Consider the following 21903-nt stretch of genomic DNA (forward strand, 5'->3'; position numbering starts at 1 on the left):
ATTATTTGCATTCTTTGTACACAAAAGCATAATCCACCGAGCAACTTCTTGACCTGCAAGTCAACAAAAAGCGGTCAGACGTCTGCCTTCCCTCGCGGGGCCGCCAAGTGCATTGCGCAGGAACCGGGCCCAAGAACAACAAGAAAGACTTGAGGAGTACCTGCTGTGGAAAGCCGCAAATCCGAAGCCCCTACGCTGGATCTCGCCCCACCGCTCGAAACGAGCTGGCTGGAGCGGATTTTCAAACTCAAGCAACACGGCAGTACCGTCAGGACCGAACTGATCGCCGGGGTGACCACCTTCATCACCATGGCCTACATCATCTTCGTCAACCCCAACATCATGGCCGACGCCGGCATCGACCACGGCGCCGCCTTCGTCGCCACCTGTATCGCCGCCGCACTGGGCTGCCTGCTGATGGGCCTGTATGCCAACTGGCCAGTGGGCCTGGCGCCCGGCATGGGCCTCAACGCCTTCTTCACCTACACCGTGGTCGGCACCATGGGCTACAACTGGGAAACGGCACTCGGGGCGGTGTTCGTCTCGGGCGTGCTGTTCATGTTCCTGACCTTGTCGAAAGTGCGCGAATGGTTGCTCAACAGCATCCCGGTCAGCCTGCGCCATGCCATGGGGGCCGGCGTCGGATTGTTTCTCGGGCTGATCGGCCTGAAGACGGCAGGCATCATCGTCGACAGCCCCGCCACCCTGATCAAGCTGGGCTCGCTGCATGAGCCGGGGCCGCTGCTGGCGGCGCTGTGCTTCCTGCTGATCGCCATCCTCAGCTACAAGCGGGTGTTCGGCGCGATCCTGATCAGCATCATCGGCGTCACCCTGGCGGGCTGGGGCCTGGGCCTGGTCAAGTTTGGCGGGGTAATGTCGATGCCGCCGAGCCTGGCCCCGACCTGGATGGCCATGGATGTGGCCGGGGTGTTCAACGTCAGCATGATCAGCGTGGTGCTGGCGTTCCTCTTCGTGCACATGTTCGACACGGCCGGCACCCTGATGGGCGTGGCGCAGCGGGCCAACCTGGTGGCGCCGGACGGGCGCATCGAAAACCTGTCGCGGGCGTTGAAGGCCGACAGTGCTTCGAGCGTGTTCGGTGCCGTGGTCGGTGTGCCGCCGGTGACCAGTTACGTGGAGAGTGCTGCCGGCGTCGCCGCAGGTGGCCGCACCGGGCTGACGGCGGTGGTGGTCGGCGTGCTGTTCATTGCCGCGATGTTCTTCGCGCCACTGGCCGGGATGATTCCCGCCTACGCGACTGCCGGTGCGCTGATCTACGTGGCGATGCTGATGATGGGCAGCATGGCCCACATCCATTGGGACGAAGCTACCGACAGCATTCCGGCGATCGTCACGGTGATCATGATGCCGCTGACCTTCTCCGTTGCCGATGGTATCGCCCTGGGCTTCATCAGCTACGTGGCGCTGAAGGCGGGTACCGGCAAGTACAAGGAAATCTCCGCCAGCCTGTGGGTGCTGTGCGCGATCTTCATTGCCAAGTTCGTGTTCCTCTGACCCCAGCTGCAGCAACCAAGGGCGCTTCGGCGCCCTTTCTTTATTTGGCCGGCATCAATCTGCTGGCTTTTGTAGGAGCGGCCTTGTGTCGCGAAAGGGCTGCGCAGCAGCCCCAGGGTTGCAGCGCAGATGCACAAATTGCCGGGGCTGCTGCGCAGCCCTTTCGCGACACAAGGCCGCTCCTACAAGGGCCCGCGCTAGCGATCAGATGGCAACTGGCTGGCCGGCGACAAACAGCAGACGAAAAAAAGCCCGCCAGTGTGAGAGCGGGCCAAGGACCTACGAAGATTCTTCTAGCGACCAACTAGCTTCCACGATAGGTCGAATAGCTGTACGGCGAGATCAGCAGTGGCACGTGGTAGTGCTCTTGCTGCTGGTCAATGCCAAAACGCAGCACGACAACATCCAGGAACGCCTGGGCCGGCAGCTGCACGCCGCGGGCGCGGTAGTAATCGCCGGCACTGAACTGCAGTTGGTAGACACCGGTGCGGTAGTCGTCACCCTGCAGCAGCGGCGCGTCGACGCGGCCATCGCTGTTGGTCAGGGCAGTGTTCACCAGCTCCAGCTGCTGGCCTTCGACACGGTACAGCTCGACCTTGATCGAGCTGCCCGGGCAGCCATGCGCGGCATCCAGTACGTGTGTGGTCAAACGTCCCATTGCTTGTCGCCTCTTGTTCAATCTGTGGGCAAAAAATACACGGCCAGCATCACGGCAAAGGCCATCGATGCGCGGGAAGGACACCATTAAGACATTTGAACGAAAGATTGTACACAATTTTTTGAACCAATCCGCTTCACCGGGCGTTTCCCGTCCAGCCACTCCCTTTTGTTGGCAAATACACAGGCAACTCAGGCTCCGAGCCGACGACAACGTCACAAGCTGACCAATCAGGCAGGTTTCTTGCAATGAAATTCCGGGCCGCTGCCAAGCGACAAAAGGGAAGAAATGCGGAAAAACAGGCTTACAAATGATTTCAGAAGTTGTATACAATCAGCCCATCCGGTGGTGCGACATCCCGACGCGGCCCGCCCACCCCCGCACAAACGCACAAGAAGGAAGACTGCAGTGAGCGCTGACTATCCTCGCGACCTGATCGGTTACGGCAACAACCCTCCTCACCCGCAATGGCCGGGCAACGCTCGCATCGCGCTGTCTTTTGTCCTCAACTACGAGGAAGGCGGCGAACGCAACATTCTGCACGGGGACAAGGAATCCGAAGCGTTCCTCTCCGAAATGGTCGCTGCCCAGCCGCTGCAGGGCGTGCGTAACATGAGCATGGAATCGCTCTACGAGTACGGCAGCCGCGCCGGCGTGTGGCGCCTGCTGAAGCTGTTCAAGGACAGCGGCGTACCGCTGACCATCTTCGCCGTGGCCATGGCCGCCCAGCGCCACCCCGACGTGATCCGTGCCATGGTCGAAGCCGGCCATGAGATCTGCAGCCACGGCTACCGCTGGATCGACTACCAGTACATGGACGAGGCCCAGGAGCGCGAGCACATGCTCGAAGCCATCCGCATCCTTACCGAAATCACCGGCGAACGCCCGCTGGGCTGGTACACCGGCCGCACCGGCCCGAACACCCGTCGCCTGGTGATGGAGGAAGGTGGCTTCCTCTACGACAGCGACACCTATGACGACGACCTGCCCTACTGGGAGCCGAACAACCCCACCGGCAAGCCGCACCTGGTGATCCCCTACACCCTCGACACCAACGACATGCGCTTCACCCAGGTACAAGGCTTCAACTGCGGCGAGCAGTTCTTCCAGTACCTCAAGGATGCCTTCGATGTGCTGTACGCCGAAGGTGCCGAAGCACCGAAAATGCTGTCGATCGGCCTGCATTGCCGCCTGGTCGGGCGCCCGGCGCGCCTGGCCGCGCTGAAGCGCTTCGTCGACTACGCCAAAAGCCATGACCAGGTCTGGTTCGCCCGTCGCGTGGACATCGCCCGCCACTGGCACACCACCCACCCGTACCAGAAAGAGAACGCCTGATGACCGCCTTCAAGACCCTCAAGCCATCCGCCCTGGACCGTGAAGCCTTCGTCAAGGCCTTCGCCGACATCTACGAGCACTCGCCCTGGGTTGCGGAAAAAGCCTACGACCTGGGCCAGCTGGCTGAACTGGACGAGATCGAGGCGCTGCACCAGCGCATGAGCGACATCCTGCTCAGCGCCAGCCACGCCGAGCAGCTGGCGCTGATCAACGCGCACCCGGACTTGGCCGGCAAAGCAGCCATCCAGGGCGAACTGACCGAGTCGAGCACCAATGAGCAGGCCGGCGCCGGTATCCACCAGTGCACCGCGGAAGAATTCGCCCGTTTCACCGAGCTGAACGACGCCTACAAGGCCAAATTCCAGTTCCCGTTCATCATGGCGGTAAAAGGCAGCAACCGGCACCAGATCCTCGCCGCTTTCGAAAAGCGCATCCACAACGACGCCGATGCCGAATTCAAGGAAGCCCTGGCGCAGATCAACCTGATCGCGCTGTTCCGCCTGCTGCAGCTGTAACCGGCGCGGCAACGCTTGAACCTGAACCAGAACAACGAACATAGAAGAGATATCCGCATGCGCACCCTGATGATCGAGCCCCTGAGCAAAGAAGCCTTCGCCCCCTTCGGAGACGTGATCGAAACCGATGGCAGCGACCACTTCATGATCAACAACGGCTCGACCATGCGCTTCCACAAGCTCGCCACGGTGGAAACCGCCGAGCCTGAAGACAAGGCGATCATCAGCATCTTCCGCGCCGACGCGCTGGACATGCCGCTGACCGTGCGCATGCTGGAACGCCATCCGCTGGGCAGCCAGGCTTTCATCCCGCTGCTCGGCAACCCCTTTCTGATCGTGGTCGCGCCGGTTGGCGATGCACCTGTATCAGGCTTGGTCCGAGCCTTCCGCAGTAATGGCAGGCAGGGCGTTAATTACCATCGCGGCGTCTGGCACCACCCGGTGCTGACGATCGAAAAGCGGGATGACTTCCTGGTGGTTGATCGCAGCGGTTCTGGCAACAACTGCGACGAGCATTACTTCACCGAGGAACAGATGCTGATCCTCAATCCCCACCAATAAGAAAAGGTCGGTCATGCAACGGCCCAGCCTGAGCGGGTGACCGGCAAGAGGTACATACTGTGGAAGCACACCTTCACGAATGGCTGAACCTGAGCATTCGCTGGGTTCACATGATCACCGGCGTAGCCTGGATCGGTGCATCGTTCTACTTCGTCTGGCTGGAGAACCACCTGAACCGAAGCAACCCGCGCGATGGGTTGTCGGGTGATCTCTGGGCAATTCACGGCGGTGGTATCTACCACCTGGAGAAATACAAGCTCGCACCACCGAAAATGCCCGAGAACCTGCACTGGTTCAAATGGGAAGCCTACTTCACCTGGATGTCCGGTATCGCCCTGCTGTGCGTGGTGTTCTACTGGAACCCGACGCTGTACCTGCTGGCCCCTGGCAGCACCTTGAGCGGTGCCGAAGGCGTGGCCATCGGTATCGGCTCGCTGATCGCCGGCTGGTTCATCTACGACTTCCTGTGCGACTCGCCCCTGGGCAAGAAGCCAGCGCTGCTCGGTGCCGTGCTGTTCGTGCTGATCATCGCCGCCTGCTGGGGCTTCAGCCTGGTGTTCAGCGGCCGTGGTGCGTACCTGCACACTGGCGCGATCATCGGCACCATCATGGTCGGCAACGTGTTCCGCATCATCATGCCGGCCCAGCGCCAGTTGGTGGCGGCGATCGAGAACAACCAGACGCCCGACCCGGTACTGCCGGCCAAGGGCCTGCTGCGCTCGCGCCACAACAACTACTTCACCCTGCCGGTGCTGTTCATCATGATCAGCAACCACTTCCCGAGCACCTACGGTAGCCAGTACAACTGGCTGATCCTGGCCGGTATTGCAGTAGCCGCGGTACTCATCCGCCACTACTTCAACACCCGCCATGACAGCAACAAGTACGCCTGGACCCTGCCGGTCGGTGCCCTGGCGATGATCTGCCTGGCCTACGTGACCGGCCCCAAGCCGATGCCTACCAGCCCAGAGCAGGCCGCAGCGAAGATCGAGTACCAGCCGCTGCCGGCGACCGCGGTCGGTGGCAAGACCGCTGCCGAGCAACGCGCCGAGGACGCCGCCAAGGCTGCCGCAGCACCTGCCGCGCCCGCCGAAGCCCCAGCCCAGGCCACGGCCCAGGCGGGCGGCGAGAGCTTCGACAAGATCCACAATGTCATCCAGGAACGCTGCACCGTGTGCCACTCGTCCAAGCCGACCAGCCCACTGTTCAGCAGCGCGCCTGCCGGCGTGATGTTCGACACCCCGCAGCAGATCCAGGCCCAGGCCGCGCGCATCCAGGCGCAAGCGGTCGCCAGCCAGATCATGCCGCTGGGCAACATCACCCAGATGACCACCGAAGAGCGCAAGCTTGTCGGTGACTGGATCGCCAAGGGCGCGCCGGTCAACTGAAACACCCCTGTCGGGGCAACACCGCTTCCTGTGGGAGCGGGGTTACCCGCGAAGAGGCCGGCAGACCCGGCCTCGAACCTGAAGATTGATGCAACAAGCAAGCATCGAGCGTCAGCCCCAGGCGGGAACCCCAGGCTCTCCTCAGCGAGAGCCTGCCGCTTGGTGCCGGCGCTTGGATCCGAGAATAAAAACAAAACTCGAGGTGCTGCATGTCCGAGTCACGCAAGGCGTATATCCCTGTTGCGCCGCCGCGAGAGCCCTTGCCCCTGCTCCAGCTGATCCTGGTTGGCCTGCAACATGTCCTGCTGATGTACGGTGGCGCGATCGCCGTGCCGCTGATCATTGGCCAGGCCGCCGGGCTGTCCCGTGAAGAAGTCGCTTTCCTGATCAACGCCGACCTGCTGGTAGCGGGTGTCGCCACCATCATCCAGTCATTCGGTATCGGCCCAGTGGGCATCCGCATGCCGGTGATGATGGGGGCCAGTTTCGCTGCCGTCGGCAGCATGGTGGCCATGGCCGGCATGCCCGGCGTGGGCCTGCAGGGGATCTTCGGCGCGACCATCGCCGCCGGGTTCTTCGGCATGCTGATCGCGCCGTTCATGTCCAAGGTCGTACGGTTCTTCCCACCCCTGGTCACCGGCACGGTGATCACCTCGATCGGCCTGTCACTGTTCCCGGTGGCGGTCAACTGGGCCGGCGGCGGCCAGCAGGCTGGTACCTTCGGTGCGCCGATCTTCCTGTTGGTGGCCGGCCTGGTGCTGGCGGTGATCCTGCTGATCAACCGCTTCATGCGTGGGTTCTGGGTCAACGTGTCGGTGCTGGTAGGCATGGGCCTGGGCTATATCCTGGCCGGTGCCATCGGCATGGTCGACCTGTCGGGCCTGGGCCAGGCACCGTGGCTGCAAGTGGTCACCCCACTGCACTTCGGCATGCCGACCTTCAGCCTGGCACCGATCCTGTCCATGTGCCTGGTGGTGGTGATCATCTTCGTCGAGTCCACCGGCATGTTCCTGGCGCTGGGCAAGGTGACCGGCCGTGAAGTGACCCCAGGCATGCTGCGTCGCGGCCTGTTGTGCGATGCCGGGGCCTCCTTCGTCGCCGGCTTCTTCAACACCTTCACCCACTCCTCGTTCGCCCAGAACATCGGCCTGGTGCAGATGACCGGGGTACGTTGCCGCTATGTCACCGTGGTGGCCGGCGCGCTGTTGATCCTGCTCAGCTTGCTGCCCAAGGCGGCCTTGCTGATTGCCTCGATCCCGCCTGCGGTACTGGGCGGCGCCTCCATCGCCATGTTCGGCATGGTTACCGCCACCGGGATCAAGATTTTGCAGGAGGCGGACATTGGCGACCGCCGCAACCAGTTGCTGGTTGCGGTGAGCGTCGGCTTCGGGCTGATCCCTGTGGTACGCCCGGAGTTCTTTGCCCAGATGCCGCAGTGGATGGAACCCATCACCCACAGTGGCATCGCCATGGCCACGGTCAGTGCGCTGGTGCTGAACGTGCTGTTCAACATCCTCGGCGGTGCCGATCGCGCGGCGCACAACGCCTGCCATCAGCACTGAAGCAACCCGCCTGGAGCAACAGGGGGCGGCGCACTGCCGCCCCTGCCTCGACCTCGTCGTAAACGCTGCACCGTCGGCCCGCCGGAATGGGCCGCCCGGGGCGCCTGCGCGCCAAAAAAACCCAACAAAAACAATAAGTCCGGGAACCACAACATGAAACGCATCACCTCGTCCCTCCTGCTGGGCAGCAGCCTGCTGGCCACCCTCCCCGCCCACGCCGGGGAATGGCTGCAGTGGCACGGCGAAAGCCTGACCTACCTGTATGGCAAGGACTTCAAGGTCAACCCTCGCATCCAGCAGACGATCACCTTCGAGCACGCCAACAAATGGAAGTACGGCGACACCTTCATGTTCGTCGACAAGGTCTTCTACAACGGCAAGGCCGACCCCGGCAAAGGCGTCACCAGCTACTACGGGGAGTTCAGCCCGCGCCTGTCGCTGGGCAAGATCACCGGCCACAAGTTCGAACTGGGCCCGATCAAGGATGTGCTGGTCGCCATGACCTACGAGCGCGGCGAGGGCGACAACGAGGCCTACCTGATCGGCCCTGGCTTTGACCTGGCCATCCCCGGCTTCAACTATTTCACCCTGAATTTCTACCTGCGTAACACCGAAGGCAGCCGCCCCGGTGACAACGTCTGGCAGATCACCCCGGCCTGGTCCTACACCGTGCCCGTGGGCAAGTCCGACATTCTGATCGACGGTTACATGGACTGGGTGGTGGACAACGACCAGACCCGTCGCGGGACCTACCACGCCAACCTGCAGTTCAACCCGCAGGTCAAGTACGACCTGGGCAAAGCCCTCGGCCTGGGCGCCAAGCAGCTGTACGTGGGCATCGAGTACAGCTACTGGAAGGACAAGTACGGCATCGACAGCCAAGGCAACGTCGACAGCAACCAGAGCGTCACCAGTGCGCTGGTCAAGGTGCACTTCTAAAAAACTGACCAAACGCACAAGTTTGGTCCGTCGCGCTCCAGGACGGAGCACTTGAGGCAAGGCGCGCAAGCCAGTAATCTGCGCGCCCCCTCGATCAGGGCAGAACGGATTCTGCCTGCGTTTACTGACCGCTCAGTCAATGAATACGGGCGGTTGGCCAACGTGTTGCCAGCCTGAAAGACCCTTTTCATCCGTTCAGAACGAAGTCGAGCAGGAAGGTTTTGCCAGCCCGGGAAAGTTGGCTCAACCCTTGCCAAACAGCTGTGGCCTATCGAAAAAAACTGACTCGAAAGACAAAAAAAGCGCGATAACGCGCTGACAACAGATCAATCAAGGGAGCGAAACTCGCAATGCGTACCATCAACAGCCTGATCCTCGCCGGCGGCCTGCTGGCCTGCGGCACCACCTTTGGCGGCGACCTGCTGCAATGGCAGAACAACAGCCTGACCTACCTGTGGGGCAAGAACTTCAAGGTCAACCCGGCGATCCAGCAAACGCTCACCTTCGAGCACGCCGACGCCTGGAAGTACGGCGACAACTTCATCTTCGTCGACAAGATTTTCTACCAGGGCCAGAAAGACGCCGGCAACGGCCCGAACACCTACTATGGCGAGATCAGCCCGCGCCTGTCCTTCGGCAAGATCTTCGATCAGAAGCTCGAGTTCGGCCCGGTCAAGGATGTGTTGCTGGCGATGACCTACGAGTTCGGCGAGGGTGACACCGAGTCGTACCTGATCGGCCCCGGCTTCGACCTGGCCATCCCCGGGTTCGACTACTTCCAGCTGAACTTCTACAACCGCACCACCGATGGCAGCCGCGCTGGCGACAACGTATGGCAGATTACCCCGGTGTGGTCGTACACCATCCCGGTCGGTTCTTCCGACCTGCTGATCGACGGCTTCATGGACTGGGTGGTGGACAACGACGAGAACCGTCGCGGCACCTACCAGGCCAACCTGCACTTCAACCCGCAGATCAAGTACGACCTGGGCAAGGCCTTGCACCTGGGTGAGAAGCAGTTGTACGTAGGTGTGGAATACGACTACTGGAAGAACAAGTACGGCATCAAGGATTCCGATGCCTTTACCACTGACCAGAACACCATGAGCTTCTTGCTCAAGGTTCATTTCTGAGTTGAACCTTCGGGGCCGCGTTGCGGCCCATTCGCTGCCAACCCCGTTCCCACAGGCGCAGCGCACCCTGTAGGAGCGGGTTTACCCGCGAACCGGGGCTTCGCCCCGGCCACGCACTTCAATTGGCAGGCCGAACCGCCCGCCACAGCTTTCCTGCCAGGCTTACCAGGGCCAGCACCACCGCACCAGCCACAACCCCGACGCCGCCGTTCAGCAGCGCCATGGTCAACGCCCCGCCACGCCCCTCGCTGAACGCCTCGATGGCGTGATGCAGTGGCGCGATGCCATGCACCAGGATCCCGCCGCCGACCAGGAACATCGCCGCAGTGCCGATCACCGACAGGCTCTTCATCATGTACGGCGCGGCCCACAAGATACCGTTACCCACTGCCTGGGCCAGGCGGGATGCCTTGCGCGTCATCCACAGCCCGAGGTCGTCGAGCTTGACGATGCCGCCCACCAGCCCGTACACACCGATGGTCATGACTACCGCAATGCCCGCCAGCACGATGACCTGCTGGCTCAACGGTGAATCGGCAACGATGCCCAGGGTAATGGCGATGATTTCCGCGGAAAGGATGAAGTCGGTGCGCACCGCGCCCTTGATCTTGCTCTTCTCGTAGGCCACCAGGTCGACATTGGCATCCGCCAACGCCTCCTTGCGCGCCTCGTGCTGGGCCTCGTCCTCCGCCTTGCTGTGCAGGAACTTGTGCGCCAGCTTTTCGAAACCCTCGAAGCACAGGTAGGCACCGCCCAGCATCAGCAGCGGGGTCACCGCCCAGGGTATGAACGCACTGATCAACAGCGCCGCCGGTACCAGGATGGCCTTGTTCAGCAGCGACCCCTTGGCCACCGCCCACACCACCGGCAGCTCGCGGTCGGCGCGCACGCCAGTGACCTGCTGGGCGTTCAGCGCCAGGTCATCGCCCAGCACACCTGCGGTCTTTTTTGCTGCGACCTTGGTCATCAGCGAGACGTCATCGAGCACCGTGGCGATGTCGTCGATCAGTACCAGTAGACTGCTTCCTGCCATGTTTGTCTGCTTCCGCATGAATGAATGCTGCCGATTCTAGCGCAAAGCCGCTGCCTTGAGCCCCCGTCGAGCCCGGTGCTACCATGCCCGATCCCTCTTAGAGGTGGCCAGACACGAGGAAGATCCCTGACCATGAGCACCATTCGCGAGCGCAACAAGGAACTGATCCTGCGCGCGGCCAGCGAGGAATTCGCCGACAAGGGCTTCGCCGCCACCAAGACCAGCGATATCGCGGCCAAGGCCGGCCTGCCCAAGCCGAACGTGTACTACTACTTCAAGTCCAAGGACAACCTCTATCGCGAGGTGCTGGAAAGCATCATCGCGCCGATCATGCAGGCTTCGACCCCGTTCAACGCCGACGGTGACCCGAAAGAAGTGCTGAGTGCCTACATTCGCTCGAAGATCCGCATTTCGCGCGACCTGCCGCATGCGTCCAAGGTGTTCGCCAGCGAGATCATGCACGGCGCCCCGCACCTGTCGCCGAACCAGGTGGCGCAACTGAACGAGCAGGCCCGGCACAACATCGAGTGCATCCAGCGCTGGATCGACCGCGGGCAGATCGCCCACGTCGACGCGCATCACCTGATGTTCAGCATCTGGGCAGCGACCCAGACCTATGCCGATTTCGACTGGCAGATTTCGGCGGTGACCGGCAAGGCCAAGCTGGCCGACAGCGATTATGACGCGGCGGCCGAAACCATCATCCGCATGGTGCTCAAGGGTTGTGAGCCCGAAGTAGCCTGAGCCCCCAAAGGCCATTCGCGGGCACGCCCGCTCCCACAGGATCACCACAGTTCGGAAGGCTGTGGGGGCCCTGTGGGAGCGGGCGCGCCCGCGAATAGGCCGGAACAGGTAATAGAGCGCTAGGCTGCTACCCCGGCATCCGCCCGCAACCCCACCTCTTCGATCGCACTGATCGCACACTGCTCGTCGATATCCGAGGTATCGCCGCTGATCCCCACCGCCCCCAGCACCTTGCCGTCCTGATCACGCACCAGCACGCCACCCGGCGCCGGCACCACCGGCCGTTCACCCAAGCCGTTCAGCGCGGCAAAGAACGCTGGCCGTTGCTGCGCATCCAGCGCCAGCAAGCGCGACCCCTTGCCCAGCGCAATCGCGCCCCAGGCCTTGCCAGTAGCCACCTGCGGGCGAATCAGGCTGGCACCGTCTTCGCGTTGCAGCGCCAGCAGGTGGCCGCCGGCGTCCAGCACCGCCACGGTCAGCGGTGCAGCATTGATCTTGCGGCCCGCCGCCAGCGCGGCATTCACCAGGCTGACCGCGACTTTCAGGTTCAAAGCGTTCATGGAAAGGTCCTCTTCTTGTTGTGAGAAGCCCTGAGGGCAGTTGAAAACAATAGGACCAATAGAACACAACGAGTTGCATTTTTGTATACAATATTTTGAAACGATCGTATGCGATGATGCAAACGCCCGTTTTCTTGGGCGCTCGAACGAAAGCATCCACTGCCGACGAAAACCCGTTGACCTGAGCGGCCAGCCATGAATACACTCTGGCGCAAAGCAAGTTGTATACAATTACAAAATCGATGAGGCACAAACCATGAGCAAAATGAGAGCAATCGATGCAGCCGTTCTGGTCATGCGCCGTGAAGGTGTAGATACCGCGTTCGGCATCCCGGGGGCTGCCATCAACCCGTTGTACTCGGCCCTGAAGAAAGTCGGTGGCATCGATCACGTCCTCGCTCGCCACGTCGAAGGTGCCTCGCACATGGCCGAGGGTTACACCCGCGCCAACCCGGGCAACATCGGCGTGTGCATCGGTACCTCCGGCCCGGCCGGCACCGACATGGTCACCGGCCTGTACAGTGCCTCGGCCGACTCCATCCCGATCCTCTGCATCACCGGCCAGGCGCCGCGCGCGCGCCTGCACAAGGAAGACTTCCAGGCGGTCGACATCACCAACATCGTCAAGCCGGTAACCAAGTGGGCCACTACCGTTCTGGAACCGGGCCAGGTGCCTTATGCGTTCCAGAAAGCCTTCTATGAAATGCGCACCGGCCGCCCAGGCCCGGTACTGATCGACCTGCCGTTCGACGTGCAGATGGCCGAGATCGAGTTCGACATCGACGCCTACGAACCGCTGCCCGTGCACAAGCCATCCGCCACCCGCGTACAGGCCGAAAAAGCCCTGGCCCTGCTCAATGACGCCGAGCGCCCGTTGCTGGTTGCCGGTGGCGGCATCATCAACGCCGACGCCAGCGACAAGCTGGTCGAGTTCGCCGAACTGACCGGCGTACCGGTCATCCCGACCCTGATGGGCTGGGGCACCATCCCTGACGACCACGCGCAGATGGTCGGCATGGTCGGCCTGCAGACCTCGCACCGCTATGGCAACGCCACCCTGCTGAAATCCGACCTGGTGTTCGGCATCGGTAACCGTTGGGCCAACCGCCACACCGGCTCGGTCGACGTCTACACCGAAGGCCGCAAGTTCATCCACGTCGACATCGAGCCGACCCAGATCGGCCGGGTGTTCACCCCCGACCTGGGTATCGTTTCCGACGCCGGCAAGGCGCTGGACGTGTTCCTCGAAGTGGCCCGCGAGTGGAAGGCCGCTGGCAAGCTGAAGTGCCGCAAGGCCTGGCTGGAAGACTGCCAGCAGCGCAAGGCCAGCCTGCAGCGCAAGACCCACTTCGACAACGTGCCGGTCAAGCCGCAGCGCGTTTACGAAGAGATGAACCAGGTGTTCGGCAAGGACACCTGCTACGTCAGCACCATCGGCCTGTCGCAGATCGCCGGTGCGCAGTTCCTGCACGTGTACAAGCCACGCCACTGGATCAACTGCGGCCAGGCCGGCCCGCTGGGCTGGACCATCCCTGCTGCCCTGGGCGTGGTCAAGGCCGACCCGAAACGCAAGGTGGTCGCGCTGTCGGGTGACTACGACTTCCAGTTCATGATCGAAGAACTGGCGGTGGGCGCGCAGTTCAACCTGCCGTACGTGCACGTGCTGGTGAACAACGCCTACCTCGGCCTGATCCGTCAGGCGCAGCGTGGCTTCGACATGGATTACTGTGTACAACTGGCGTTCGAGAACATCAACGCCACCGACGCCGCCACCTACGGTGTCGACCACGTTGCCGTGGTCGAGGGCCTGGGCTGCAAGGCCATCCGCGTGTTCGAGCCGGCAGACATCGCCCCTGCCCTGCTCAAGGCGCAGAAGATGGCCGAAGAGTTCCGCGTACCGGTGGTGGTCGAAGTAATTCTCGAGCGCGTCACCAACATTTCCATGGGCACCGAGATCAACGCGGTCAACGAGTTCGAAGACCTGGCCCTGGTCGGCAACGACGCGCCAACCGCCATCTCGCTGCTGGACTGATCGCCTGACGCCCCCGTGCCGGCCCCTGTTGCAGGGGCGCCGGGGGCCTTCACCGCAAGGAGACACACCATGCCTCGCTTCGCTGCCAACCTGTCCATGCTGTTCACCGAACAGGACTTCCTGGCCCGCTTCAAGGCTGCCGCCGATGCTGGTTTCAGCGGCGTCGAATACCTCTTCCCGTATGACTTCAGCGCCGCCGAGATCAAGCAGCAGCTGGAGGCCAACGGCCTGACCCAGGTGCTGTTCAACCTGCCGGCCGGCGACTGGGCCAAAGGCGAGCGTGGCATCGCCTGCCACCCGGACCGCGTCGCGGAGTTCCGCGCCGGGGTCGACAAGGCCATCGAATACGCCAAGGTGCTGGGCAACACCCAGGTCAACGCCCTGGCCGGCATTCGCCCACAAGGCCCGGACTGCGCCACCGTGCGCAAGACCTTCGTGGAGAACCTGCGCTACGCCGCCGACAAGCTGAAAGCCGCCGGGATTCGCCTGGTCATGGAAATGATCAACACCCGCGACATCCCCGGCTTCTACCTGAACACCACCAAACAGGCCCTGGAAATCCAGGCCGAAGTGGGCAGCGACAACCTGTTCCTGCAGTACGACATCTACCACATGCAGATCATGGAAGGAGACCTGGCGCGGACCATGGAAGCCAACCTGAAGCTGATCAACCACATCCAGCTGGCCGACAACCCGGGGCGCAACGAACCTGGCACCGGCGAGATCAACTACCGCTTCCTGTTCGAGCACCTGGACCGCATCGGCTACCAGGGCTGGGTGGGCGCGGAGTACAAGCCGCTGACCACCACCGAAGCGGGCCTGGGCTGGCTGAAGACCCATAACGCAATTTAACAAACAACGCGGAACACTGTGGGAGCGGGCATGCCCGCGAACACCGGCGAAGCCGGTGCCACCCACCGAGTTGTCTGCTTCGCGGGCAAGCCCGCTCCCACAGGGGGGCCAAGGCTCGCTTGAGATATCACAAATACAAAGAGGCACATTCTCATGGCTAAAATCGGTTTCCTCGGCACCGGCATCATGGGCAAGCCCATGGCGCAGAACCTGCAAAAGGCAGGTCACAGCATCTTCGTTTCCACCCACCACGACGCCGCCCCAGCGGACCTGATCGCCGCTGGCGCAGTGGCCCTGGCCAACCCGAAGGAAGTGGCCCAGGAAGCCGAGTTCATCATCATCATGGTGCCGGACACCCCACAGGTCGAAAGCGTCCTGTTCGGTGAAAACGGCGTGGCCGAGGGCGTGGGCCCGAACAAGGTAGTGATCGACATGAGCTCGATCTCGCCGACCGCGACCAAAGCCTTCGCCGAGAAGATCAAGGCCACTGGCGCTGCCTACCTGGACGCCCCGGTGTCCGGTGGTGAAGTGGGTGCCAAGGCCGCCACCCTGAGCATCATGGTCGGTGGCTGCCCGAAGGCCTTCGAGCGCACCCTGCCGCTGTTCGAAGCCATGGGCAAGAACATCACCCGCGTGGGTGGCAACGGCGACGGCCAGACCGCCAAGGTGGCCAACCAGATCATCGTTGCCCTGAACATCCAGGCCGTGGCCGAAGCCCTGCTGTTCGCCGCCAGGAATGGTGCCGATCCTGCCAAGGTGCGTGAAGCGCTGATGGGTGGCTTCGCCTCGTCGAAGATCCTCGAAGTGCATGCCGAGCGCATGATCAAGGGCACCTTCGACCCAGGCTTCCGCATCAACCTGCACCAGAAGGACCTCAACCTGGCCCTGCAAGGCGCCAAGGAACTGGGCATCAACCTGCCCAACACCTCCAATGCCCAGCAAGTGTTCAACACCTGCCAGGCCCTGGGCGGCGGCAACTGGGACCACTCGGCGCTGATCAAAGGCCTGGAGCACATGGCCAACTTCTCGATCCGCGACGACAAGTAATTTGAATCCGGGGGCTGCTACGCAGCCCTATCGCGACACAAGGCCGCCCCTACAAGCGGTACGCGATTCCCTGTAGGAGCGGCCTTGCGTCGCGAAAGGGGCGCAAAGCGCCCCCAGGATTGCAGACCCACACCGCTGAACCTGCGACCACAGTCTCAGCGGTGACTCCGAGCAACACCCGCCCCTGGTTCAGCCTGCACGGAGGCAGTTCCAGGGGCGTTCTTGATTGTGCAGAACAACAATAAACTGGGAGCCTGCCATGTCGGTCGATCCGCAAAAACTTCTCCGCGAGCTGTTCGACACAGCCATCGCCGCCGCCCACCCGCGCCAAGTCCTCGAACCCTACCTGCCCGCCGACCGTAGCGGCCGGGTCATCGTCATCGGCGCCGGCAAGGCCGCCGCCGCCATGGCCGAAGTGGTCGAGAAAAGCTGGCAGGGCGAAGTCTCCGGCCTGGTCGTCACCCGTTACGGCCATGGCGCCAACTGCCAGAAGATCGAAGTGGTCGAAGCCGCTCACCCGGTCCCCGATGCCGCCGGCCTGGCCGTGGCCAAGCGCGTGCTGGAGCTGGTCAGCAACCTCGGCGAAGCCGACCGCGTCATCTTCCTGCTGTCTGGCGGTGGTTCGGCGCTGCTGGCCCTGCCCGCCGAGGGCCTGACCCTGGCCGACAAGCAGCAGGTCAACAAGGCGCTGCTCAAGTCCGGCGCCACCATCGGCGAGATGAACTGCGTGCGCAAGCACCTCTCGGCGATCAAGGGCGGCCGCCTGGCCAAGGCCTGCTGGCCGGCCACGGTCTATACCTATGCGATTTCCGATGTACCGGGCGACCTCGCCACGGTGATCGCGTCCGGCCCCACCGTGGCCGACCCGAGCACCTCGGCCGATGCCCTGGCCATCCTCAAGCGCTACAACATCGAGGCCCCCAAAGCGGTCATCGACTGGCTCAACAACCCAGCCTCGGAAACCGTCAAGGCCGATGACCCGGCCCTGGCCCGCAGCCACTTCCAGCTGATCGCCAAGCCCCAGCAGTCGCTCGAGGCCGCTGCGGTCAAGGCGCGCCAGGCCGGGTTCAGCCCGCTGATCCTCGGCGACCTGGAAGGCGAGTCGCGCGAAGTGGCCAAGGTGCATGCCGGCATCACCCGGCAGATCGTCCAGCATGGCCAGCCGCTGAAGGCGCCGTGCGTGATCCTCTCCGGTGGCGAAACCACCGTCACCGTGCGTGGCAATGGCCGTGGCGGGCGCAACGCCGAATTCCTGCTCAGCCTGACCGAGAGCCTCAAGGGCCTGCCAGGGGTGTATGCCCTGGCCGGCGACACCGACGGCATCGATGGCTCGGAAGAGAACGCCGGTGCCTTGATGACCCCGGGCAGCTACGCCCGCGCCGAAGCGCTGGGCCTGTCGGCCAGCGACGAGCTGGACAACAACAACGGCTACGGCTACTTCGCCGCGCTGGATGCGCTGATCGTCACCGAGCCAACCCGCACCAACGTCAACGACTTCCGCGCCATCCTGATTCTCGAGACTGCCCAATCATGACGCCTGATAAAAAAGTGAAGATCCTCGCCACCCTCGGCCCTGCGATCAAAGGCATCGACGATATCCGCCAACTGGTCGAAGCCGGGGTGAACATCTTCCGCCTCAACTTCAGCCACGGCGAACACGCCGACCACGCGCTGCGCTACCAGTGGATTCGCGAGGTCGAGCAGCAACTGAACTACCCGCTGGGCATTCTCATGGACCTGCAGGGGCCGAAGCTGCGCGTTGGCCGCTTTGCCGAAGGCAAGGTCCAGCTGCAACGCGGCCAGGCCCTGCGCCTGGACCTGGACAAGGCCCCGGGCGACAGCCGCCGGGTGAACCTGCCGCACCCCGAAATCATTGCCGCCCTCGAGCCAGGCATGGACCTGCTGCTCGACGACGGCAAGCTGCGCCTGTGCGTCACCGCCAAGCACAGCGACGCCATCGACACCGAAGTGCTGGCCGGTGGCGAGCTGTCCGACCGCAAAGGGGTAAACGTGCCGCAAGCGGTACTCGACCTCTCGCCGCTCACCGAGAAAGACCGCCGCGACCTGGCCTTCGGCCTGGAACTGGGCGTGGACTGGGTGGCCCTGTCGTTCGTCCAGCGCCCGCAAGACATCACCGAAGCACGCCAACTGATCGGTGACCGCGCCTACCTGATGGCAAAGATCGAGAAGCCGTCGGCAGTCGAGCAACTGCAAGCCATCGCCGAGCTGTCGGACGCGATCATGGTGGCCCGTGGCGACCTCGGCGTGGAAGTGCCGGCGGAAAGCGTGCCGCAGATCCAGAAGCGCATCATCGGCACCTGCCGCCAGCTGGGCAAACCGGTGGTGGTGGCCACGCAGATGCTCGAATCCATGCGCTTCTCGCCGGCCCCGACCCGTGCCGAAGTCACCGACGTGGCCAATGCCGTGGCCGAGGGTGCCGACGCGGTGATGCTGTCGGCCGAGACCGCCTCGGGTGACTACCCGGCGGAAGCCGTGCAGATGATGAGCAAGATCATCCGCCAGGTGGAGAATGGCCCGGACTACCAAGCCCAGCTCGACGTGGGTCGGCCGAAGGCCGAAGCCACCGTGTCGGACGCCATCAGCTGCGCGATCCGCCGGATCAGCGGCATCCTGCCGGTGGCGGTGCTGGTCAACTACAGCGAGTCGGGCGCCTCGACCTTGCGTGCTGCGCGCGAGCGCCCACGGGCACCGATCCTCAACCTGACGCCGAACCTGAACACCGCGCGCCGCCTGAGCGTGGCGTGGGGCGTGCACTCGGTGGTCAACGACCGCCTGCGCCAGGTGGACGAGGTGGTGTCCACCGCGTTGGAGATTGCCCAGGCGCAAGGCATGGCCAGCCGTGGCGACACGCTGCTGATCACCGCCGGTGTGCCGTTCGGCAAGCCGGGGTCGACTAATACGCTGCGGATCGAAACCTTGATCTGAATCAGCGCATCTCTCCTGTGGGAGCGGGCGTGCCCGCGAAGAGGCCAGCAGGGACAACGATGTTGCCTGAGCTGACGCATTCGCGGGCACGCCCGCTCCCACAGGGTCGGTGGTGTCGCACACAACTGCGGAAAACCCGAGGCCCAAAGAGGCCCACCGCTCCCCATCAACCTCACTGACTGCCCCGATGTACACCAAGAATTTCGTCAACCCGTGCCCCGACTGGGCCACGGCGCTGCTCAACGGCTTCAGCCAGGTGCTGCTGCTGCGCAACCCCCTGTGCGGCCTGTGTTGCCTGCTGGCTATCCTGCTCACTGCGCCCAACCTGGTTGGTGGCGCCCTGCTCGGCTCTCTCGCCGGGCTGCTCACCGCCCAGGCCCGCGGCTACGACCGCGCCGATCGCCAGGCCGGCTTGTACAGCTACAACGGCGTACTGATCGGCATCCTGATCAGCGCCGTGCTGCCCTGGTCGGCCATCCTGCCACCGCTGATCATCGCCGCCGGCGGCCTGTCCAGCATCATCACCCACCAATGGCGCAAGCGTGGCGGCAAGCTGCTGGTTGCCTACACCGCACCCTTCGTACTGCTCGGCTGGGTCACCCTGCTGATCGCTACGCCCGCGCCGGCAGGCTTCGTCGAAGCCGACCCGCTGTATGCCCTGGCGCGCGGGGTGGGGCAGATTTTTCTGCTCGACCAGCCGCTGGCCGGCCTGCTGATCATCGTCGGCATGTTCCTTGCCAACCCCTATGCCGCCTTGTGGGCAGTGCTCGGCTCGGCCATCGGTGGCGGCCTGGCGTTGCTCACCGATCAGGCACAGGCTGCGTGGCTGGGCCTTTACGGCTTCAACGCGGCATTGGCGGCACTGGCCTTCAGCAGGCAAGGTGAGAAGCCCTGGGTGACGTTGCTGGCCATCGTCCTCGCCCTGCTGATGCAACCGCTGTTCAAATGGCTGCCGCTGCCCGGCCTGACCGCGCCCTTCGTCGCCGCCTGCTGGCTGATGCACCTGGGCAGCCACCTGGCCCAGCCCAGGCAGCGCAACGCCAGCCGCTTGCACAGCTGAAAGGCAACCCCTAGGCTCAGCCCATCGCAATTTTGGAACGAGCCCATGAACAACCCCGCGAGCCTGCGCGAGCGGCTCTTCGTCATCGTCTTCCAGACCGACACCGTGGCTGGAAGACGCTTCGACAAGATCCTCTTGCTGATCATCCTGGCCAGCCTGGTCACCGTCATCCTCGATAGCATCGACGAAGTACACCAGGGCTACGCCGGCCTGCTGGCCGCTATCGAATGGGGCTTCACCGCGATCTTCCTGGCCGAGTACCTCACCCGCCTGTACTGCTCGCCCAAGCCGCTGCGCTATGCCTTCAGCTTCTACGGCCTGGTCGACCTGCTGGCGATCGTGCCGGGGATCATCGCCCTGTACTACAGCGACGCCCAGTACCTGCTGATCATCCGCGTGATCCGGATGCTGCGGATTTTCCGCGTGCTCAAGCTCAGCCCATACCTCAAGCAGGCGCATTATCTGATCGACGCGCTGCGCGGCAGCAAGCAGAAGATCATCGTGTTTCTGGTCACCGTTTCCACCCTGGTGACCGTGTTCGGCACCCTGATGTACGTGATCGAAGGGCCGCAGCACGGTTTCACCAGCATCCCCAAAGGCATCTACTGGGCCATCGTCACCCTGACCACCGTGGGCTTTGGCGATATCGTGCCGAAGACCCCGCTGGGGCAGGTGATTTCGTCGCTGGTGATGATCATCGGTTATTCGATCATTGCCGTGCCGACCGGGATATTCACCGCCGAACTGGCCAACGCCATGCGCGGCGAGCAGGTGCAGCATGACTGCCCCACCTGCAGCAAGAAGAGCCATGAACCTGCGGCAGCGTTCTGTTCGCGCTGTGGCAATGCGCTGTTCCCTAAACAATGATGTTGCCTGCCCCGGCCCTGTTGCCAGAGCAGGCAGAAGCATAACCAAAGTGTTTTTTGTTCTTTAACCGCCACGGACCTGCCCGCTATAGTCGCAGGCAAATTGCCAATACCTTTTCGACAACAAGGAAGCAACGTGAAAAAACTCTTCACCGCCTCGCTGCTCGCCGCAGGCCTTGCCCTGGGCAACCTTGCCCAGGCCGCCCCCACCCTGCTCAATGTCTCCTACGACGTGATGCGCGACTTCTACAAGGACTACAACCCGGCCTTCCAGAAGCACTGGGAAGCCGAGCACAACGAGAAGGTCAACGTGCAGATGTCCTTCGGCGGCTCGAGCAAGCAGGCGCGTGCAGTGATCGATGGCCTGCCGGCCGATGTCATCACCATGAACATGGCCACCGACATCAACGCCCTGGCCGACAACGGCAAGCTGGTGCCGGACAACTGGGTAAGCCGCCTGCCGAACAACAGCGCGCCGTTCACCTCGGCCACCGTGTTCATCGTGCGCAAGGGCAACCCGAAAGCCCTGAAGGACTGGCCCGACCTGCTCAAGGACGGCGTGCAGGTAATCGTGCCCAACCCGAAGACTTCGGGTAACGGTCGCTACACCTACCTGTCGGCCTGGGGCTATGTACTCAAGCAAGGCGGCGACGAGAACAAGGCCAAGGCCTTCGTCGGCAAGCTGTTCAAGCAGGCGCCTGTGCTCGACACCGGTGGCCGCGCCGCAACCACCACGTTCATGACCAACCAGATCGGCGACGTGCTGGTGACCTTCGAGAACGAAGCCGAGATGATCGCCCGCGAATTTGGCCGCGACCAGTTCGAAGTGGTCTACCCGAGCGTATCGGCCGAAGCCGAGCCGCCAGTGAGCGTGGTCGACAAGGTTGTGGCGCGCAAAGGCACCCAGGCGGTGGCCGAGGAATACCTGAAATACCTGTGGTCGCCAGCGGCCCAGGAAATTGCCGCTCAGAACTACCTGCGCCCGCGTGATGCAACGGTACTGGCCAAGTACACCGACCGCTTCCCGAAAGTGGACTTCCTGTCGGTGGAGAAGACCTTCGGCGACTGGCGCACCGTGCAGAAGACCCACTTCAATGATGGTGGGGTGTTCGACCAGATCTATACCAATCAGTAATGGCTGCAGGCCTGGCCGGCCC

The 21903-nt window shown here is 63.1% G+C and carries 20 protein-coding genes; 17 read left to right on the plus strand and 3 right to left on the minus strand.

The annotated features are described in order from the left end of the window. Positions 1–165 precede the first annotated feature (165 nt). On the plus strand, positions 166–1515 hold the full coding sequence (locus HG549_RS17745; RefSeq protein ID WP_170030995.1) for an NCS2 family permease: 1350 nt from the start codon (positions 166–168) through the stop codon (positions 1513–1515). A 304-nt stretch (positions 1516–1819) separates the two neighbouring features. On the opposite strand, the gene uraH is transcribed toward HG549_RS17745, so the two are convergent. Next, complete coding sequence (gene uraH / locus HG549_RS17750; protein ID WP_170030997.1) at positions 1820–2173, minus strand: hydroxyisourate hydrolase; 354 nt, start codon at positions 2171–2173, stop codon at positions 1820–1822. Positions 2174–2581: 408 nt separating this feature from the next. Here uraH and puuE point away from each other — a divergent pair, with 408 nt between their 5' ends. The 7 genes from puuE (at position 2582) to HG549_RS17785 (ending at position 9606) form a co-directional block, all read left to right on the plus strand. Beyond that, a complete protein-coding gene (gene puuE, locus HG549_RS17755; protein WP_170030999.1) occupies positions 2582–3508 on the plus strand; it encodes an allantoinase PuuE in 927 nt (308 codons plus the stop codon). After that, on the plus strand, positions 3508–4023 hold the full coding sequence (gene uraD / locus HG549_RS17760) for a 2-oxo-4-hydroxy-4-carboxy-5-ureidoimidazoline decarboxylase (RefSeq protein ID WP_170031001.1): 516 nt from the start codon (positions 3508–3510) through the stop codon (positions 4021–4023). Before puuE ends, uraD begins: the two co-directional genes overlap by 1 nt. A 57-nt stretch (positions 4024–4080) precedes the next feature. Next, the gene (locus HG549_RS17765; RefSeq protein ID WP_056801462.1) at positions 4081–4584 is read left to right on the plus strand and encodes an ureidoglycolate lyase; all 504 of its coding nucleotides are present in this window, start codon (positions 4081–4083) and stop codon (positions 4582–4584) included. 59 nt (positions 4585–4643) lie between these two features. Continuing rightward, positions 4644–5972, plus strand: coding sequence for a urate hydroxylase PuuD (locus HG549_RS17770; protein ID WP_170031003.1), 1329 nt, complete (start codon positions 4644–4646; stop codon positions 5970–5972). Between the two features lie 209 nt (positions 5973–6181). Next, on the plus strand, positions 6182–7534 hold the full coding sequence (locus tag HG549_RS17775; protein ID WP_170031005.1) for a nucleobase:cation symporter-2 family protein: 1353 nt from the start codon (positions 6182–6184) through the stop codon (positions 7532–7534). Positions 7535–7687: 153 nt separating this feature from the next. After that, on the plus strand, positions 7688–8473 hold the full coding sequence (locus tag HG549_RS17780) for an outer membrane protein OmpK (RefSeq protein WP_170031007.1): 786 nt from the start codon (positions 7688–7690) through the stop codon (positions 8471–8473). 350 nt (positions 8474–8823) lie between these two features. Continuing rightward, positions 8824–9606: an outer membrane protein OmpK gene (locus HG549_RS17785; protein WP_170031009.1), complete on the plus strand. Its 783-nt coding sequence runs from the start codon at positions 8824–8826 to the stop codon at positions 9604–9606. Between the two features lie 118 nt (positions 9607–9724). Here the strand turns inward: HG549_RS17785 and HG549_RS17790 are convergent, their stop codons facing one another. Further along, positions 9725–10639: a DUF808 domain-containing protein gene (locus HG549_RS17790; protein ID WP_170031011.1), complete on the minus strand. Its 915-nt coding sequence runs from the start codon at positions 10637–10639 to the stop codon at positions 9725–9727. Positions 10640–10771: 132 nt separating this feature from the next. On the opposite strand from HG549_RS17790, the gene HG549_RS17795 reads away from it, so the two are divergent. Beyond that, entirely contained in the window at positions 10772–11383 is a 612-nt protein-coding gene (locus HG549_RS17795; RefSeq protein ID WP_013973538.1) for a TetR/AcrR family transcriptional regulator, read from the plus strand. A gap of 119 nt (positions 11384–11502) precedes the next feature. Here the strand turns inward: HG549_RS17795 and HG549_RS17800 are convergent, their stop codons facing one another. Further along, entirely contained in the window at positions 11503–11943 is a 441-nt protein-coding gene (locus HG549_RS17800) for a heme-binding protein (protein WP_170031013.1), read from the minus strand. Positions 11944–12199: 256 nt separating this feature from the next. Between HG549_RS17800 and gcl the strand changes: the two genes are divergently transcribed. From gcl to HG549_RS17840, 8 genes are all read left to right on the plus strand, one after another. Beyond that, the gene (gene gcl, locus HG549_RS17805; protein WP_170031015.1) at positions 12200–13975 is read left to right on the plus strand and encodes a glyoxylate carboligase; all 1776 of its coding nucleotides are present in this window, start codon (positions 12200–12202) and stop codon (positions 13973–13975) included. 69 nt (positions 13976–14044) lie between these two features. Next, the gene (gene hyi / locus HG549_RS17810; RefSeq protein ID WP_170031017.1) at positions 14045–14827 is read left to right on the plus strand and encodes a hydroxypyruvate isomerase; all 783 of its coding nucleotides are present in this window, start codon (positions 14045–14047) and stop codon (positions 14825–14827) included. A gap of 153 nt (positions 14828–14980) precedes the next feature. Then, positions 14981–15874, plus strand: a complete 894-nt coding sequence (locus HG549_RS17815) for a 2-hydroxy-3-oxopropionate reductase (protein ID WP_170031019.1) — start codon at positions 14981–14983, stop codon at positions 15872–15874. 259 nt (positions 15875–16133) lie between these two features. Then, entirely contained in the window at positions 16134–17408 is a 1275-nt protein-coding gene (locus HG549_RS17820) for a glycerate kinase (protein ID WP_170031021.1), read from the plus strand. Then, positions 17405–18820: a pyruvate kinase gene (gene pyk / locus HG549_RS17825; RefSeq protein ID WP_170031023.1), complete on the plus strand. Its 1416-nt coding sequence runs from the start codon at positions 17405–17407 to the stop codon at positions 18818–18820. The genes HG549_RS17820 and pyk overlap by 4 nt, the downstream gene beginning before the upstream one ends. A 187-nt stretch (positions 18821–19007) precedes the next feature. Continuing rightward, on the plus strand, positions 19008–19880 hold the full coding sequence (locus HG549_RS17830; protein WP_170031025.1) for an urea transporter: 873 nt from the start codon (positions 19008–19010) through the stop codon (positions 19878–19880). Between the two features lie 45 nt (positions 19881–19925). Then, on the plus strand, positions 19926–20747 hold the full coding sequence (locus HG549_RS17835; protein WP_170031026.1) for an ion transporter: 822 nt from the start codon (positions 19926–19928) through the stop codon (positions 20745–20747). Between the two features lie 135 nt (positions 20748–20882). Beyond that, on the plus strand, positions 20883–21881 hold the full coding sequence (locus HG549_RS17840) for a sulfate ABC transporter substrate-binding protein (RefSeq protein WP_170031028.1): 999 nt from the start codon (positions 20883–20885) through the stop codon (positions 21879–21881). Positions 21882–21903: the final 22 nt, after the last annotated feature.

This window comes from Pseudomonas sp. SK (assembly GCF_012975065.1).
GTDB classification, from domain to species: domain Bacteria; phylum Pseudomonadota; class Gammaproteobacteria; order Pseudomonadales; family Pseudomonadaceae; genus Aquipseudomonas; species Aquipseudomonas anuradhapurensis.